This window comes from Paenibacillus sp. D2_2 (genome assembly GCF_031199965.1).
Lineage (GTDB): Bacteria > Bacillota > Bacilli > Paenibacillales > Paenibacillaceae > Fontibacillus.
Window position 1 is genome coordinate 4,354,637 of sequence record NZ_CP133605.1, and the last position, 17,298, is coordinate 4,371,934.

12 protein-coding genes and 5 pseudogenes are annotated in these 17,298 nt (G+C 46.7%); 4 read left to right on the forward strand and 13 right to left on the reverse strand.

Features of this window, described 5'->3' with window-relative positions; genetic code table 11:
• Positions 1–113 precede the first annotated feature (113 nt).
• Positions 114–967, forward strand: a pseudogene (locus RE628_RS22265) (helix-turn-helix domain-containing protein).
• Positions 968–1,106: 139 nt separating this feature from the next.
• Here the strand turns inward: RE628_RS22265 and RE628_RS22270 are convergent.
• The 3 genes and pseudogenes from RE628_RS22270 to RE628_RS22285 form a co-directional block, all read right to left on the reverse strand.
• Positions 1,107–1,882 (reverse strand): annotated as a pseudogene (locus RE628_RS22270) (protein-glutamine gamma-glutamyltransferase).
• A gap of 69 nt (positions 1,883–1,951) precedes the next feature.
• On the reverse strand, positions 1,952–2,692 hold the full coding sequence (locus RE628_RS22280) for an NAD-dependent protein deacylase (protein WP_309159534.1): 741 nt from the start codon (positions 2,690–2,692) through the stop codon (positions 1,952–1,954).
• Positions 2,693–2,737: 45 nt separating this feature from the next.
• The gene (locus RE628_RS22285; RefSeq protein ID WP_309155115.1) at positions 2,738–3,514 is read right to left on the reverse strand and encodes an HAD family hydrolase; all 777 of its coding nucleotides are present in this window, start codon (positions 3,512–3,514) and stop codon (positions 2,738–2,740) included.
• Between the two features lie 413 nt (positions 3,515–3,927).
• On the opposite strand from RE628_RS22285, the gene RE628_RS22290 reads away from it, so the two are divergent.
• The 3 genes and pseudogenes from RE628_RS22290 to ilvD all read left to right on the forward strand — a co-directional run bounded on the left by RE628_RS22290 (position 3,928) and on the right by ilvD (position 6,916).
• Complete coding sequence (locus RE628_RS22290; protein WP_309155117.1) at positions 3,928–4,458, forward strand: acyltransferase family protein; 531 nt, start codon at positions 3,928–3,930, stop codon at positions 4,456–4,458.
• Between the two features lie 47 nt (positions 4,459–4,505).
• Positions 4,506–4,850 (forward strand): hypothetical protein, encoded by a 345-nt coding sequence (locus RE628_RS22295; RefSeq protein ID WP_309155119.1) that lies wholly within the window; start codon positions 4,506–4,508, stop codon positions 4,848–4,850.
• Positions 4,851–5,229: 379 nt separating this feature from the next.
• Positions 5,230–6,916: pseudogene (gene ilvD / locus RE628_RS22300) on the forward strand (dihydroxy-acid dehydratase).
• 94 nt (positions 6,917–7,010) lie between these two features.
• Here ilvD and RE628_RS22305 read toward each other — a convergent pair.
• The 10 genes and pseudogenes from RE628_RS22305 to RE628_RS22355 form a co-directional block, all read right to left on the reverse strand.
• Positions 7,011–8,414, reverse strand: a complete 1,404-nt coding sequence (locus RE628_RS22305) for a polysaccharide deacetylase family protein (protein ID WP_309155120.1) — start codon at positions 8,412–8,414, stop codon at positions 7,011–7,013.
• 181 nt (positions 8,415–8,595) lie between these two features.
• A pseudogene (locus RE628_RS29795) lies at positions 8,596–10,394 on the reverse strand (peptidoglycan D,D-transpeptidase FtsI family protein).
• Positions 10,395–10,547: 153 nt separating this feature from the next.
• Complete coding sequence (locus RE628_RS22320) at positions 10,548–11,036, reverse strand: methyl-accepting chemotaxis protein (protein ID WP_309155127.1); 489 nt, start codon at positions 11,034–11,036, stop codon at positions 10,548–10,550.
• Positions 10,981–11,850: a methyl-accepting chemotaxis protein gene (locus RE628_RS22325; protein ID WP_309155129.1), complete on the reverse strand. Its 870-nt coding sequence runs from the start codon at positions 11,848–11,850 to the stop codon at positions 10,981–10,983. The genes RE628_RS22320 and RE628_RS22325 overlap by 56 nt, the downstream gene beginning before the upstream one ends.
• Entirely contained in the window at positions 11,781–12,518 is a 738-nt protein-coding gene (locus RE628_RS22330) for a cache domain-containing protein (RefSeq protein WP_309155132.1), read from the reverse strand. The genes RE628_RS22325 and RE628_RS22330 overlap by 70 nt, the downstream gene beginning before the upstream one ends.
• 436 nt (positions 12,519–12,954) lie before the next feature.
• Positions 12,955–14,289, reverse strand: coding sequence for a peptidase U32 family protein (locus tag RE628_RS22335; protein ID WP_309155135.1), 1,335 nt, complete (start codon positions 14,287–14,289; stop codon positions 12,955–12,957).
• A gap of 280 nt (positions 14,290–14,569) precedes the next feature.
• Positions 14,570–15,504 (reverse strand): annotated as a pseudogene (locus tag RE628_RS22340) (peptidase U32 family protein).
• 14 nt (positions 15,505–15,518) lie between these two features.
• Positions 15,519–16,571, reverse strand: coding sequence for an endolytic transglycosylase MltG (gene mltG, locus RE628_RS22345; RefSeq protein WP_309155137.1), 1,053 nt, complete (start codon positions 16,569–16,571; stop codon positions 15,519–15,521).
• Between the two features lie 107 nt (positions 16,572–16,678).
• Positions 16,679–16,984: a DUF1292 domain-containing protein gene (locus RE628_RS22350; RefSeq protein ID WP_309155139.1), complete on the reverse strand. Its 306-nt coding sequence runs from the start codon at positions 16,982–16,984 to the stop codon at positions 16,679–16,681.
• Positions 16,977–17,297 (reverse strand): DUF1292 domain-containing protein, encoded by a 321-nt coding sequence (locus RE628_RS22355; protein ID WP_127002048.1) that lies wholly within the window; start codon positions 17,295–17,297, stop codon positions 16,977–16,979. The genes RE628_RS22350 and RE628_RS22355 overlap by 8 nt, the downstream gene beginning before the upstream one ends.
• Position 17,298: the final 1 nt, after the last annotated feature.

The following is a 17,298-nucleotide window of genomic DNA, read 5'->3' on the forward strand; positions in this document are numbered from 1 at the left end:
AACTTAGTATAAGAAATATCAGCTATTATCGTAATGCATCTATGCGAGTTTTATATGGATAAATGTGACCTCAGAGAGTAGAATATAGACAGGATAATAGAGGAGGTCACCCTATGCTCCATGAAACCTATAGTGCCGCTGCTAATCCGGAAGTGTTCGAGACGAGTGATCTGCATGTCCTGTTCGCAGGAGAGAGCCAGACCGCGACTGATCATAGACTAGGCCCGAAGGTATATGACTATTTCCTGCTGCATTTTGTGGAGAAAGGGAGAGGCAGCTTCCAGACTGAATTTGCCTACTATTCTCTTAGCGCGGGGGATTGCTTCCTAATTCAGCCAGACCAGCTCGTAAGCTACGCTTCGGATAAGCTTGAACCTTGGCGCTATCGCTGGATCGCTTTCGCAGGTGATAAGGCAGCCGAGCTTGTCCATCGTGCGGGATTTACCCCGCAATTAGCGGCGTTCAGCTCCGGGTCGACTAGCGCCATTCCCGAGATGCTTGAATCCGTACTTCGAGTCTTCAGAACGCGGAAGCCAAGTTCACATCCAGCCTCATTAGGCTATCTACACTTGATTATGGCTGAAGCCGAGGAGAAGCTAGTGCGTGAATCAGCCCTGCCAACGGGAGAATCAGGAGTTCAACGTACCGTTAAGCAAATGATCCATTATATGAGTAGCCAATATGCTCATCCCATCTCCATTGAATTAATGTGCTCTAGTCTAGGGTACAACCGCGCTTACCTGTCACGCATATTCAAGAAGACGACAGGGTTGTCCCGGTCACTTACTTGCTCAAACTACGAATTGATAAATCCCGTCAGTTGCTGCGAGAGAGACCTGAATTGTCGATTGAGCAAATTGCCGCCTCCGTCGGCTTAACCGATGCCTTGTATTTCTCTCGTCAATTCCGCAGATTTCATGGCGAATCACCAAGCGAGTACCGCAGGAATGCAGCCGGACAGAACTGACTAATACCGCATACTTCATTAGAAGATTTCTATTCAAATCTTCAAAAAAGACACCCTCCACAGCCTGACATAGCAGTTGAGGGTGTCCCCTATAATTTCCACTTTACACAAATTAGGATAGCTGATGCCTGTTCCGATATCAAGAAAACAAATAGAACCGGGTACCGATTCTCGCCACACCATTACTCAACTTCTGCGTATAAGCAAAATCCAAGGAATCCACATCGTCCATCAGGTATGCCGATGTTGTACTCCCCGGATTCCTTTTCGCATTTAAAGCATGGATAATATCATCCGCACTTACGATACCCATGCCGTGGGCGAAATAATTCCCGTCCGGTAGCAAAATCGCGTTCTCCCCCTGCCATTCCGGCATAGAAGGATCGAAATCAGGATTTTTGAAGTAGAGCACATCCCCTGGGAATGCCTCCGCCCCACTGATCGAATTGATGCGCAGATGGTTGTCATATTTCCAATCATACAGTATCAGATTGGCGAAGTAAGTATTAAAAGCCTGATCGCCGATCATATCTAGTACTCCTTTATATAAGGCGATCACCATAGCAGTAGCACATTCGAAAGCATATTTGTGGCCATTCTGAAAAATGTCGCGGATTGCATCCGCTGGCGCGACATCACTGCGCAGTTGGAGTCCCCGTTGCTAAGTCGAACCCAGTAATTCGGATTACCGCGTGAGTTCTCAAAAGTCGCAAAGTCTGCGCCGCTATTATAAAGATCTCTGGCAGCTTCCACTATTTTCGCCCTAGTTGCTAATTCAAATTGCAAATCAGCGATAGAATCGTAGCGATATTGTACTGCACTGTCTTGCTTCATCCGTAAAATTTGCTGCTCCAATCCAGTCAGATTCATCTGCCCAATTTTCCCCGCATCCCCCGGCGGTAGAACAATCATCATACACACCTCGCACTCGCTGAATTATCCATCGTATTAGGTTATTGTACGCGAGCGGTGAATGATAGGTGCCTATGGAAGCAATCGACTTACCTCATTCATGACTGAACCGATCGGTTCTGTAATTAATAGTTCCGCATGATGATCATAAGCCGTTGGCGAAGCATTGAGCAGTACCGTTCGTTTCCCAATAAAATAAGTGATGAGATGCGCTGCCGGTTGAACAGTTAAGGATGTTCCACCAATCAGCAGCATATCCGCGGAAGCAATTGCTTGAATACTCTCCGCTAGCACCTGATTGTCGAGATTCTCTCCATAGAGCACTACATCAGGCTTGACGATCCCTCCGCAGACGTGGCAGATCGGTACGACAGAGGAGCTCTGCATTACCTCATCCAGGCTGTGAGATTGCTGGCAGTTCATACAATAATTGCGATGAATAGAGCCATGAAGCTCAAGCACCTTCTTGCTTCCAGCCATCTGATGTAATCCGTCGATATTTTGGGTAATGATATGGGTCAGCTTACCCGCCTGCTCCAGCTTGGCTAAACAACGATGCGCCGGATTCGGTTTTGCCTCCATGTGTATCATTTTCGTCTTGTAGAAATCATAGAACACTTCAGGATGACGGTTGAAAAAAGGGCGACTCAAAATTTCCTCAGGTGAATAAGGTGAAGCCGTCTCCGTCTGATAAATTCCCGCAGCTGAACGGAAATCAGGGATTCCGCTCTCCGTTGAAATTCCCGCACCGCCGAAAAAGACGATCCTCTGGCTCTCCTTGATCCAGTCGGCTAACTGTTCTATCTTCGTCATATCCATCGTTATATGTCCCCTTTTTTATTAAGTAAAGGCCGGTCTTCAGCACCGAGAAGGTTGAATTGATAATTCATCATACCCGCGAATGATTAAGTCCGCGTCGAGCAAGTATTGTTCACCGTCACCGTCCGGAGCGATGCCAATCGTACACAAAGCGCCAGCCTGTTTGCCCATCACCATATCACCATTACTGTCTCCAATGACGATGCATTGCTGTGGTGGCAGACCCATCTCCTGTAGTGCGAGCAGTGCCATCTCCGGATCCGGCTTCCCTCTAGCGACCTTATCCCGACCTACAATGACGGGAAAATAACTTCGTAGCTCCATCCAATCCAAATGCTTCTCCGCCTCATGCGTCGTATCCGATGTCACCACCGCCATCTTCATTCCAGATTTGTGACAAGCCTGCAGGAATGGTGTGAGCTCCGGTAGCGGCACAGCCTTCCTGTCCTGTTCCAGTTTCTGCATCGCTGATTTGTTATAGTGCCTGACCAGCACCGTTGCTTCATTCCAAGGAATTCCAGCTGTATACAGATGCCAAGCCAGCAGCGCCGTTACCTCTTCCTCTGTCCCCATCGCTACTGGCCCAGCCTTATCATACCCAATGATCGTTCCCGTCTGGTCACTGATCAGCCCAAGTGACTCCTTTCTCTCGCCTATCGGTTCTTTGCCCAAGGCAGCTAAATACTCGTCCAGCAACCCGATCAACACGGTGGCCCATGCTCCCCACATTTGCATGAAATCCAACAATGTACCGTCCTTGTCGAACAATATCCCGCTGCATAGAACCTTACGGCCATGTACTAAAATTTGCGGCATTGACTCACTTCCTCTCATTAATCTTCACGGTCATATTGTCTTCTTCTATTGTACCTTTAAGTGTTTATTCAGACAAAACGAACAGGGCAACAGTTGTCAACAGATCGACACATTCGATCTATCTGATAGCGCTTTCTATTGTGATAATAATCACAAGGTCGTTGCTGCAAAAATAGTAATTTAAAGCTGAACCAAGATTCCTCAAAATTTTCAATAATTTATTTTAAAACGTACGTACAAACATACATGCGGAAGCAACCGGATAAGGAGAGAATCGTCATGGCCAATCATTCAATCAGTTCGCGAGGAGAGACCTTTTTCTGAATCTACGCTTTCTGCTAATTGTTTGTGTATTTATAGGCAATGCTATTGAACCGTTAATAACAAGGCTCGATGGTATGGAAGCTCTATATATGTGGATTTTTACGTTTCATATGCCTCTGTTCGTAATGGTCACTGGGTATTTCGCTAAGAGCAATCTATTTGGAGGGGCTGGGCGCAAGATACTGCTGCAAATCGCGATGCAGTACATTATTTTTCAAACCATTTATCTAGCGATGGACGCCCTATTATTCCATGTGCATAACACGCATTATTCTTACTTCGCTCCCTACTTATTGCTCTGGTTCCTGGCCAGTCATATCTTCTGGCGTTTACTGCTGATCATGTTGCATAAGCTGACGCCACTTCAACAGGTTATTACTGCGGTTCTACTTGGTGTGCTGGTCGGCTACCTACCCGTAGATGGAGTCTGGCTCAGTATTTCGCGGACATTCGTATTCTTCCCTTTCTTTATTATCGGCTATCATTTCTCTTACTCACGACTCCAAGTCTTGTTCACACACAAAATAAAAATCGTCGCATTAACCACATCAGTCCTGCTATTCATCTGGATCGCCATAAGCGGACTGAATATATCCCCGGCTGGCTTTATGGCAATATGACCTACGGCCAATTGGGACAGATTACATGGTACACAGGGGTATTCCGCATGATGCTATATTTACTGCAAGCTCTGGCAGCGGTTGGATTCCTCTCCTTTGTACCCTGGAAGAATAGCAAGATCACCGATATGGGACGCAGAACCCTATACGTATTCCTGTTGCACGGATTCATTATTCGGCTTGCTGCCCTATCCCCAATCTATAACTGGATTCATAGCGAAGTCGCATCATTAGCGCTTATTGCAGCTGCCATTGCCATGACCCTTCTGCTCTGTCAGCCGTTCGTGCGCAGACTGGCATCGCCGCTGATCGAGCCATCAGTACAGTGGATCTTCAACCTGGAGCGCCGGGCCACACACTCTTTCGGCACAGGGACAGCCAGCAAGAATTAAGACTTTTCGAATCTAGGCATAGTCTAGACTGTCTGAGCCTTTAGAGATTTCAAGTAAGCTCAGGCAAGAATCGACCAAACCGCCATAGCTTCTTCAACAGCCTGAAGTCTACAGGCATTATAAATCCCTTTATACAGAAAAGCCTGCGAACACTCACAGGCTTTTTTCCGTCTTATTCGAACCCATCTCTATGCTCTGTTACATGTACCCATGAGTCTTTTTTGCTCAAACTTCCATTCAATTCGACGTTATTTTCTGATATTTTACTGTTTTTGATTGCTAGAAAAAGCAGAATACATATGATAGACTGTAAAGAAAACCTTTAGCGGTGTAAAGTTCCAAAATCTTATAAATTCCAAATCATGGGGGATCGTCTATTATGACAGCCAAGAAAATGCGTTCAGACATGATCAAAAAAGGCTTCGACCGTGCGCCGCACCGTAGCTTGCTACGCGCCGCCGGTGTTAAGGAAGAAGATTTCAACAAACCATTCATAGCCGTGTGTAATTCCTACATTGATATTGTCCCTGGACATGTTCACTTGCAGGAGTTCGGAAAAATTGTCAAAGAGGCGATCCGCGAAGCTGGCGGAGTTCCGTTCGAATTTAATACAATCGGCGTTGATGACGGCATTGCCATGGGACACATCGGAATGCGCTACTCTCTGCCAAGCCGAGAAATTATCGCCGACGCATTAGAGACCGTCGTATCCGCTCACTGGTTCGATGGGATGGTCTGCATCCCGAACTGTGACAAGATTACCCCTGGTATGATGATGGGTGCGCTTCGCGTCAATATCCCAACCATGTTCGTTAGCGGCGGACCGATGAAAAGCCGGCGTAGACAGCAAAGGACGTAAGCTATCGTTGACCTCCGTATTTGAAGGCGTAGGCGCGCATCAAGCGGGCCAAATCGATGATGCGGATCTGCTGGAGCTTGAACAGTTCGGTTGTCCAACTTGCGGTTCCTGTTCAGGAATGTTCACCGCCAATTCCATGAACTGTCTGGCTGAAGCACTCGGACTTGCTCTACCAGGCAATGGCACAATTCTAGCCGTATCTGATGAACGCCGCGACTTCGTAAGAAAATCCGCGAAGCAGCTGATGGAATTGATTAAGCTTGATCTTAAGCCTCGCGATATCGTTACCAAGGAATCGATCGACAATGCTTTTGCCCTGGATATGGCAATGGGTGGTTCCACCAATACGGTATTGCATACCCTTGCTCTGGCGCAAGAAGCTGGTATCGATTATCCATTGGAACGGATCAATGAAGTAGCTAACCGTGTCCCTCATATCTCCAAGCTTGCACCGGCTACAGATATCTTCATTGAGGATGTTGACCGGGCAGGTGGCGTCAGCGCCGTTATTCATGAGTTGCTGAAGAAACCAGGGGCCTTCTTCGGAGAGCAAATTACAGTTACTGGAAAGACAATTGCCGAGAACGTGGCTGGCTGCGAGATTAAGGATACAAGCGTCATCCATACGATCGACAATCCTTACTCCGAAAAAGGCGGGCTCGCTATTCTGTACGGCAACCTGGCTCCGGAAGGATCTGTCATTAAGGTCGGTGCTGTAGATCCGTCGGTGGGCGGATATCATAAAGGCCCGGCGATCTGCTTCGACTCCCAGGAAGAAGCATTGGAAGGTATCGCTAATGGCAAAGTCAAAGAGGGCTCTGTCGTCGTTATCCGTTATGAAGGACCGAAAGGTGGTCCTGGTATGCCGGAAATGCTCGCTCCTACTTCACAAATCGTAGGTATGGGCCTTGGCGCCAAGGTCGGCCTGATCACGGATGGACGCTTCTCAGGCGCTTCGCGCGGCATTAGCATTGGCCATATCTCTCCGGAAGCTGCAGAAGGGGGGCCGATTGCATTCGTCGAAGATGGCGATATTATCGAGCTTGATCTGAATAACCGTAAAATCGAGCTTCTGGTCGATGATGAAGTGCTCGCCTGCCGCCGCGCAAACTGGAAAGGCTTCGAACCTAAGGTGAAAACTGGCTATCTGGCTCGTTATTCCAAACTAGTTACTAATGCTAGCTCAGGTGGAGTTTTGAAAATCTAATGCTCATTGTACTTTCGTCATACATTTATAAAAAAGCCTTGGCTCCTATTACAGGAGCCAAGGCTTTTTTTATAAACAAATAAATAATAACTGATTACCGGCAAGGAAGAGTTGAGCTGACCACCGTATCCTCTTCCTCCTCGATAATCCTGTCATGTTTAATCTTGTGATGAGAACCATCCTTAAGATATTGCTTCAGCAGAGTATCAATTGGCATCAGAATCATCTTCGGTACCAGAAGCTCAGGAGACTGCTTCAATCTCGTTCCTCCATCAGGATGGATAACTCTCATCAAGAACTTCAAATAAATTTGCGAGGAACTAGCAAATAATCCCTTCGGTAAATCCGTAACCGTAAATCCAAACTTCTCAGGTCCGCGGTTGATCATGGTCACTCCATACAGCGCCTTTACATTGTGCAGTTCAGGATGGTCTACCACGTACCTTGCAATCTCGGGCAACGCCTTCTCCACCTGCCTGATCAACTGAATGGCCAAGTGAACGGTCGATTTTGACTTCATGCCCATCTGGAACAGCTTCTTATTATCTAAGTGCAGCTCCAGTACCTCATCACCAGCTTGCAGCATGGTTCCGTCCGTCAACTCAACCGACTCACCATGATAAGGACGACTGCGGAAATGAAAAATCGGGTCCTGTTCATTCGTCGTATGCAGCTGGAACACCAAGTGGAACAGCTTCTCCCATAAGAGCCATAATGCCACGACCAATCGCTTCCACCAACTTAATGAGCGGGTGATACCTACAGCCTTCTTTTGTGTCTTGCTATGCTTCAGGCTACTGTCAGTCTCCATCAAGCGATCGATGCGAACGCTACGCAAGCCCCGCTTCTGCGCTTCCTCCAGTACTCTTTCCAGTGCAATCAGCATTTCTCTTGGAGCCTCATTGTCGGCACCAAGTGTAGCTCCGCAATCATGCAGCAGAAATACCTCTCCACCACCAAGCTTCTTCAACATCCGCTTCGTTAAGCGTTCAGCACCAATACGCTTGCGCCAATCGCTGAACATTGCCGACCAAAGCACGATCTTGACATTGTTTCGGTTAGCGAAGTCAAACAAATTTACAATCCCCCACGGCGGTCTGTAGTAATGCGTATCTTGTCCTGTAACCTCGTGGATGATCTTATTCGTCTTCTGAATCTGCTTCTTCACCGCACCAGGACCCATTAGCCAATTTGTCTTATGAACATAATTGTGAACTCCGATCAAATGTCCTTCTTCGTGCATCCGTCTGATCAACTCAGGATTTCTCTCTGCATTGGAACCCACAACAAAGAAAGTAGCCTTGGCATCATAGCGCCTCAGCAAATCAAGGAGCTGAGGAGTATAATAATGGTCCGGACCATCATCAAAGGTAAGGGCAAATTCATCCTTGCTCGTACTATGCTTGAAGACACGATAACCAAACAGACGCGTGATCAGCCCTGGTATAAAAGCATACAACGATGAAATGTAAAACAGCCATATCAGCAAAGTATCCATGTCGCTTTCCCCACTTCTCTCTGATCTTAGCTTTATTCACGCACACATATAGAGGTGGTTCAAAAAGTCTACCTGGTCTTTTTGAACACGCATATATTAAATAGCATCCTAACTATTTTAGCACATACTGAGCACAATGAGGCGCATTTTTTAAAATTTGAAAATGAACTAGCATGATGAATCAGATCTGTTCCGGTCTGTAGGCAGCGAGTAGATCCATCGTATGCCTGAACAAAGCCGTTGCTTGATTCTCCGATCCTTCCGGCCTGTACTGAACAAGTACGCTTACCGCATATTTGGGCTTCTCTGTGGGACCATAGCCAATGAACCATTGATGATTATAGTTTTTGTCACTTTTAGCAACCTGTGCCGTCCCAGACTTGCCAGCCAAATGCCAATCAGCTTGTCTAAGTGACCTTCCCGTTCCCGATTCGACAACCTCTTTCATCCAAGACAGCAACAGAGAAGACGTGCGAGGTGATACTTGACCAGCAGATGTAGGAACTCGGTGCTCTGGCATTTGCGTGAGCAAGGATCCGTCCCGGAAGCGGATCTCGCTAACCAGACGCGGCGATGTTACCCTTCCTTGATGAAGCAGCGTCACAATCATATTCGCCGCCTGGAGGGGAGAGACCAGTACATCGCGCTGTCCGATAGCCGTCTGGGCCAGGACACCTCCGTCAACAGAGTTGCTGTTGTGGAAGACGTCTCCCTTCTCCTCGTGATCGAATTGCCAAAGATCTTTACCTCCCATAAATTTCTCTTCATGCCAACCAATCTTACGGCCAAGACCGAGCCTAGCTGCTGTAAGCTCAATACTTCTTGCTGACAAGCGCTCCCCTAATGTCGCAAACACATTGTTGCAGGAGTAGGCGAACCCCTGTTCCAATGTAAGATCGCCGTGTCCCCCTTCTTCCAACAGGCTAATCCGTATTTACCATACTGTCCTGAGCAGTGGAACACTTCGCCCGGCTTGGTAACTCCACTATCCAACGCAGCCGCAGCGATAACGGTCTTGAAAATGGAACCGGGTGGTACAGCCTTCAGGGCACGGTTGCTCCAACTTCCCCCAGCCAAGTCAATATGATTGGGATCGAAGAACGGTCTTGAAACCATCGCTAGAACATCACCGTTCTCCGCATCAAGTACGACTACAGCTCCCTCCTTCACATTCATCTGCTCCGTAAGCGCTTCTAATTTTTTCTGCAGCACGATATCAATGGTTGTTTTGATCTGTAGAGGATGGAAGCGTTCTTCTGGTCCCTTGATCCGGGTACCTACATTCGGGAATGACTCCCGTTTACCATCTACCGCATAATATGCCCTCGTACTTCCTGCACCACGCAGGAATCTGTCGAACGTCTTCTCCAAGCCTGCCGCACCCACCTGCATCGTCAAAGGCATTTGTTCGTTCTGCTTCCTGCTTCCACGGATCTGCTGAATTACCTCAGGCCGCTGAGCCACGTAGCCGAGCCATTGCTGCCCTGTCTGGCCGGATTGATAGCGTACAACATGCGGAAGCACTTCTATACCTTCCAAATGAGCAAGCGATTGTGCCTTGATCTCGGATGAATGATTCAGCAAACCATAATTGCCACCGGGTCCGGACCAAATAAAAGGTACCTCTAGGCTCGACCATTTGCTCCTAAGCTCGCTCTCAGATACCCCTAGTGTAGCGGCAATACGTGCCAGATCATCTTGAGCAGGCAACTTTTTGACAGGGAACAGCACTGGCGACCAAGTTGTAATCCCGGTCAATTGTCGGCCATATCGATCGAAGAAATTTCCTCTACCGGGATCTAGCTCGACCCCTTGCTCACGCTGGTGCACAGCCAATTCATTTATCGTTTTCCCTGAAGAAGTCACTGCAGCAAGCGCAGCATGTGTCTGAATCCAGGCGATTCTCAGTGTATATACAGCAAATAAAATACTAAACACTATTAGAATATAAAATATGCGATTTTTCCGAGCTAATGACATTTACATCCCCCTTTTTACCTTACTGCTTCATTATTTCCCTGGAGAGAGATGTTAACACATAGAGTGACGGTATAACCAAGTCCTACATCTGAGCAACAAAAAAACTGCCCCGAAAGTATGATTTACTCTCGGGGCAGTTCATATATATTCTGCTTAGACTGTAAATTTAGACAGCGATTCCTTCAAGCCGTTCGATACATTCTCCAACTTGCCGGAGAGTTGAACGAGTTGATCGCTAACCGTCTGCTGCTCACTACTAAGTGAAGCAACCTCTTCGGATGTTGCTGATGACTGCTGAGCTACGGCGCTGACGTTGCTCATCGCTTCAGACAGAACATTCTGTGATTCATTCAGATCATCAATCGAAGACGTGACCATTTCAATTTGCTTCACGAAGCCTTCCATCTGCACTTGCACAGATACAAAGATCTGACTTGTCTCCTTCACAGAGCTGATCTGTTGCTGGAACAACGGACCTGCATCCGACAATGCCTGTACCGTCTCATTCATTTCCTGTTGTATATTGTCCGTAATCTCCCCTACCATCTTGATTGATTGACGGGATTGGTCTGCCAATTGACGGATTTCATCGGCTACGACCATGAAGCCGCGTCCTGCAGCACCTGGCACGAGCCGCTTCAATTGTTGCGTTCAGGGATAAAATATTCGTCTGCTGCGTAATATTCTGCATCACTTCCAGCACCTTCAAAACAGAAGATGTGCTAGATTTCAGAGCGTCTACCTTCTCGGTCAGCGAATTAACAATATCCACCGTAGAGTTCGTTTGTGCCAGAAGACCGTTCAAATACTCAGTACCTTGCTGACTCGATTTCTCTACCTGATGAGCAGCTGTCTCCATCTGCTTGTTTGCCAAAACAACCTGATCCATTTGTCTAGAAATGTTCTCTGTGAGCTCATTGCCGCGTTCAGCTTCATTAGCTAGGCTCGTTGCTCCGTTAGCAATCTCTTCCGTCGCGATGGCAATCTCCCTAGCAGAGATGGCTGTCTTATTGGAAGCCTGGGTCAACTCGGTCGCCGTATCCAGAACATCCTTCGCAGAATGGTTCGTCTGCTTCACGAGCTCGGTAATATGCTCCATCATTACGTTGAAGCTGTTAGTCAGTTGACCGATCTCATCCTGAGATTTCGCCTTCATACGTACATTCAGGTTACCCCTAGAGCCTTCTTCCATCAAGTTCTTCAACTGTGCCAGCGGATGAGCAATCATTCTAACCATCCACATAGCAATCAATGTAGTGATCAAGGCAACGACAGCAGCCGATATGTATGTTGTAAGCAAAATGCCTTTAGCATCCTTCACCAGTTCGGCAGTGCTGACTGTACCAATCAGCTTCCAGTCGGTAGCAGCAAAATTGTTATAGACAGCTAGTACGGAATTGCCATTGGCATCATTGATCCGAATGCCTCCTTTTTTGCTCTCACCAGCTTTGGACAAATCATACTCCGAAGTTTCCCTGTTTCACCAATTATTGATGAACCGATAACAACATTATCTGGTCCGATGATTTGCAGCTTCGAGTTGTCCCCGAAATTAATTTCTTTTAAGTAATCTTCCAGCACTTCAACATTCAAATCTTGAACGAGTACGAAACGCTTCGAAGTTGTAACGCTCGACAGTGAACGAATCAATCGCACGACTGATTTGCCGTTACTCTTCTCCTGCACATGGATCCAACGAGAACCTACGGTCTTAGACATTTCGTCGTACCAAGATTCCTTGCGTGCCTCTTCAAAGAATTTCTGACTGGTGCTTCCAGTGGAGACGTCATCCAAGGATCCATCAACACTCATCATATAGACGGATTCGACACCCTTATTTGAATAGACTAGCGAATTCAGGCGATTCCTAATATCATTAATCGTTGTAAAACGGTCATAATCGGACGTACCCGAGAGAGAAGCATTCATGATCGCCTTCTGCATCTCATTATCTAGGAATGTCTGTTGAAGATTCTCCTCATACTTTTGCAGGATAATATCTAGCTTCTGAGAAGTTTGTACAATGGTTTGCAGGTTGGCATTTTCCGCATTTTTCTGTATCGTCGACTTCGCCATCTGATAGGACAATATTCCGATAGCTAATACGAAGAACATGATCGCCACGAAGAAAATAAGAAACAGACGGACACCCACAGATTTTGAAGGATTTATTTGGGTTGGAAGACGATTCGCTACCTTGTCTCTCCAACTTGAAATAAGCTTCTTTCTCCACTTGATTTAATTTCCTTATTCTGCTTGTTCTTGTTGTCAGCTGTTTGGCCCTCCTTCTTCGGAACCAGACCCATGTCAATCACCCACCGCTCATAATAGTTGTATACTGTAAAGCTAGGATAGAGGTCACCCCTCTAACTACTCATTACCAACATCGTCTGCATACTTAATCTATTCGACAAACAATGTCATACTCCTATGTTTATCGGTATTATATGGGGGTATTTTTTAGTGACAATTGTTGAATTTTATCAAATAACACAAAAAAGGGCCTTTCGTCCTATAAGCGAAAAGCCCTAAAATTATTTATTTTCAAGTCACAAATTGTCTATTTCTTCTTACGCATCATATCGAAATAAGATACAGGGTGATCAACTTTCATCTTGATTCTTTGCAACGGATGACGGGCTGCATCCAGTTCATTACCCTCTTCGTCCCAGATCTTGCCTACTGACTGCTTGAAGAAAGTTCCATTCGGACCGAAGAACTCAATCTCCTGACCCGGCTTAAAATGGTTGCGCTGTTGAATGACAGCAATCCCGGTCGATTGATCATAATCCATGACAAGACCAGCAAAGTCATAAGGCATTGCCTTCTCTTCCGGTTCATAAATATGATCCTCATGATCTGGAATATCATAGAAGAAGCCTGTGTTAACTGGTCGATTGGCAGCCTTCTGAATCTCCTCCAACCATTCCGGCTTGAGGACATAATTGTCTGGATCAGCCATGTAAGAATCTATCGCCTGACGATAGACATTAACGACCGTAGCTACATAATGAATTGATTTCATACGACCTTCGATCTTGAAGCTGTCTACGCCGACATCAATCAAATCAGGAATATGCTCAATCATACACAAATCCTTAGACCCCATCGTAAAGGCATTGTCTTCTTCGTTGAACAGTGGCAATTGATTCACACCAAGCTGAAAATTGCCCAATACAGAGTTGTCTCTGGCCTCCTCTTCAGAGATCCAGGCCTCAACCGGTCTGGCATCTTCGAACAGGTCATATTTCCAGCGGCAGGATTGACAGCATCCGCCCCGGTTAGAATCACGATCTGTGAAGTGATTGGACAGCACACAGCGGCCAGAATAAGAGGAGCACATCGCCCCGTGAATAAAAGCTTCGATCTCAACATCTACATGTTGCTTAATCTCTTCAATCTCTTCCAGGCTTGTCTCCCGTCCCAGAACTACACGCGGCAGCCCTTCTTCCTTCCAAAACTTCACAGCTTGCCAATTCACTGTCGATTGTTGGGTGCTAAGATGCACCTCTAGCTCGGGTACAACCCGGCGGGCCGTATCCACAATAATCGGGTCAGCGGCGATAATTGCCGAAATCCCAACTGAATGCAGACCGCGTAAATATTCCTCAATCCCGGCCAAATCCTCATTGTGCGCATATATATTTGTAGCCACGAATACTTTAGCTCCATATTTCTTGGCAAACTCCACGCCTTCACGCATTTCTTCCAGACTAAAATTGTCGGCTCCCGAGCGAAGACCGTATTTTTGTCCCCCGATATAAACCGCATCTGCTCCGTAGTGGACTGCAAATTTCAATTTCTCGAGGTTCCCTGCCGGAGCCAGCAGCTCTGGCTTCTCCAAACGGTATCGCTTGCCGGTATATTTACGTGTATGTTTCTCCGCAGTTTGCATTTATTCGTTCACCTCTAGAAATTTATCATCATTAAATTGCATGTTCAAAATGTCCGGTTTTCAGCACCGACTTTTGAATTACCTCTTAAATTAATATACTTGTTCAAAAAGTCCGTTTTTCAGCACCGAGAAGGTTGGATGAAGCTAGGGTCTGAGGAGCGGAGCGTACGTAGTTTGTACGTGAGCACCGGAGGGCCCGGCTGAATTCAAGATTCGATGCCGATTATGCTATCAGTGTTACTTCGTGATCAAAAGTGGACTTTTTGAATTACCTCTTAAATTAATATACTTGTTCTTTATAGAAGAACCCAAACGACAACTCGCGCTCAGGGTCCTGAGCCTCACGAATCGCCTCAATCCAAGCTTCATCAAATTCATAAGCTTCCGGATCGGCGAAGTAAGTGTCAATCGCTTGACGATAGACACGGATAACTGTCTCATTATAGCTTACTGGCTTAAAAATCGTCTCAATCTTCAAGCTGTCCACGCCAGCGCCCAGCAGCATATGAAGATCTTCCAGAATACAAATATCGTCTGAGCTCATAATATGAGTTCCATTGCGGTCCTCATAGATTGGGAATTTCTCATCCGGACGCTCCGCCTCGATCAGGAACAGTCCGCGCTCCATACCTACGGATTCATTCTCGGTAATTACTCGGCCCTGATGCGCCATGTAACTGCGAACCAGACTGCGCTTGGAATGATAAATATTCGTCATACCATGGATCTGCACCTCGGACTCGATTTGTAAATGCGGCTGCATTTCTGTAATCTCATCCATATTCAGTTCACGCGCTAGCACAACGCGACTAGCCCCTTTGCTTCCCCAATAATTCGCTGTCATGTAATTGGTTGAAGTCATTTCCGCATTCCAATGTAGCTTCACTTGTGGAGCTAACTCCTTTACCGTCTGCAGTACGGACGGATCACCAAATTCAATGGCATCCACCCCGGCAGCCCCAAGCTGCTTCACATATTCCGGCAGGTCCTTGAGCAACTCGTTGCTCATCAAAATGTTGATACATACATATATTTTAGCCCCACGCTCATGAGCCATCTTGACAGCTTCAGCAATTTCGTCCGGGTAAAATTACCTGGCAGCCGCATGCCGTATTTATCCTCACCAATAAGGAAAGCATCCGCTCCACAATCAAGATATGCCTGCAGCTCCGCAAGGGAGCCTGCGGGAACAAGCAGTTCTGGTCTGTTACCCATTCTATACACCTCGGTTATTTAGCTGTTGCCTTGCTCTTCTCAATATTCTTCAAATGCTCTTTATACGTCTTAGCAAATAGATGCTCGCCGCTGCCATCCTTCTTTGTAACATAGAACAGATACTCCGAAGCTTCTGGCGCTAGCGCGGCCTCGATGGATTTCAGGCTCGGTGCAGCGATCGGTCCTGGCGGCAGTCCCTCATACAAATAAGTATTATATGGGCTGTCCACCTTTCTCAGGTCCGAATTCATTAGTCGTTCCTTAGGTTTATCCAACAAATACTGAACAGTGGCGTCAATCTCAAGCTTCATGTTTTTCGCAAGTCGATTATAGATAACTCCAGCCACCAGGCTACGTTCCGAATCGACAACGACCTCACGCTCCACGAGTGATGCGACTGTCATTATTTCGTTCAAACTTAGCCCACTCTTCTTCAGCTTTTGTTCAAAATCAGGAATTTTATGCAGACGATGATCTGTCTCCGTGAACATCCGGGTAATAATCTCCTGCTCGCTACTGCCCAATTTCAATTCATAGGTTTCTGGGAATAAATAACCTTCAAGCCTGAATTTCATCTCTGCCTTATCTGGAATATCGGCTAACAGCAGACTATCGATGCCTGTAGGAGACTTGGCCAATTTCAAGAAGGTTTCCTCATTAACGAATCCTTGCTCGGACAGTAACTCCGCCATCTGCTTGATGGTATAGCCTTCTGGAATGGTGAAGCGAATCATCTCTGCTTTGACAACATCACCGCTGTTCAGCTTGGCGATAATCTCATCATAATCCGCTCCAGGATTTATATCATAGGTACCCGCTTGAAAACGGCTGCCCTCAGATTTCAGCTTTAAATACGATTTGAACAAGAACGCATTCTTGATAAGTCCTTGTTGCTCCATGGTATCAGCTATGCTGCTAGTCCGCATTCCAGGTTCAATCGTAACCCTCACTGCTTCTTCCGAAGCCTTCACTGGCTGCATGCCATAATAAACATAGGCACCGCCCGCTCCCGCTACAATAACAATAATCAGAATAAATGCGAGGAACCATTTCAACGCAGTCTTCATAGCCCACTCCTTTACAGCAAAAAGAGCGGGATTCCCGCCCTTATGCCGATTTATATTAGCTCATAAGATAACACAATCGATCGTATTCAAGAGATGCTCCGTAGAACTCATTCGGGGAACGTAAGCTCACCGTAAAGTTCGGAGATATCCTCCCATTCCTCATCATCCTCGATGGTAACAAGCTCCAAATCGCCATCCGGAGACTGGACAATCTTGAACAGTTCAGGCTCTTCCTCAGAAGAGGCCTCCCGCTCAGGACGCAGAGCGGCATAGGATGACCCTGCTACGTCAAATTCATTCTCGACGGTATAATAAGAGGCCTTGCCCTGTTCATCCTGGAGCTCGACGATGGGACCGTAAGCGTCACGAACTCGCGACGCCCACACTACCTTCTCTGCTGAAAAATCAGTCATCGTTGTCCTCCCCGTCGAATTCATCAACCAGGGTATTGAACGTCTCTTCAACGATCTCCCATTCTTCATCGCTCTCGATTGTGTACAGTTTCAGGTCATCGCCGTCTTCCTCGTAGCGGAAGGCATATACTTCTTCGCTCTCTTCATCATCATCATGGTCCTCGGAATCCAAAGGAACGACCATCATATACTTGGCGTCGGAACCGTCAACTTCGAACTTCATAATCACTTCGAATTCTTCTTCATTCCCCTCTTCATTGGGAATATAAATAATTTCCGGTTCTTCTTCATAGCCAATACGATCTTTAGACATA

Bases quoted from the DNA above. Each gene is read 5' to 3' on its own strand.
- RE628_RS22280 (WP_309159534.1), bottom strand. From the start codon at position 2,692: ATGACGAAGATAGAACAGTTAGCCGACTGGATCAAGGAGAGCCAGAGG.
- RE628_RS22285 (WP_309155115.1), bottom strand. From the start codon at position 3,514: ATGCCGCAAATTTTAGTACATGGCCGTAAGGTTCTATGCAGCGGGATA.
- RE628_RS22290 (WP_309155117.1), top strand. From the start codon at position 3,928: ATGTGGATTTTTACGTTTCATATGCCTCTGTTCGTAATGGTCACTGGG.
- RE628_RS22295 (WP_309155119.1), top strand. From the start codon at position 4,506: ATGATGCTATATTTACTGCAAGCTCTGGCAGCGGTTGGATTCCTCTCC.
- RE628_RS22305 (WP_309155120.1), bottom strand. From the start codon at position 8,414: ATGGATACTTTGCTGATATGGCTGTTTTACATTTCATCGTTGTATGCT.
- RE628_RS22335 (WP_309155135.1), bottom strand. From the start codon at position 14,289: ATGCAAACTGCGGAGAAACATACACGTAAATATACCGGCAAGCGATAC.
- mltG (WP_309155137.1), bottom strand. From the start codon at position 16,571: ATGAAGACTGCGTTGAAATGGTTCCTCGCATTTATTCTGATTATTGTT.
- RE628_RS22350 (WP_309155139.1), bottom strand. From the start codon at position 16,984: ATGACTGATTTTTCAGCAGAGAAGGTAGTGTGGGCGTCGCGAGTTCGT.
- RE628_RS22355 (WP_127002048.1), bottom strand. From the start codon at position 17,297: ATGTCTAAAGATCGTATTGGCTATGAAGAAGAACCGGAAATTATTTAT.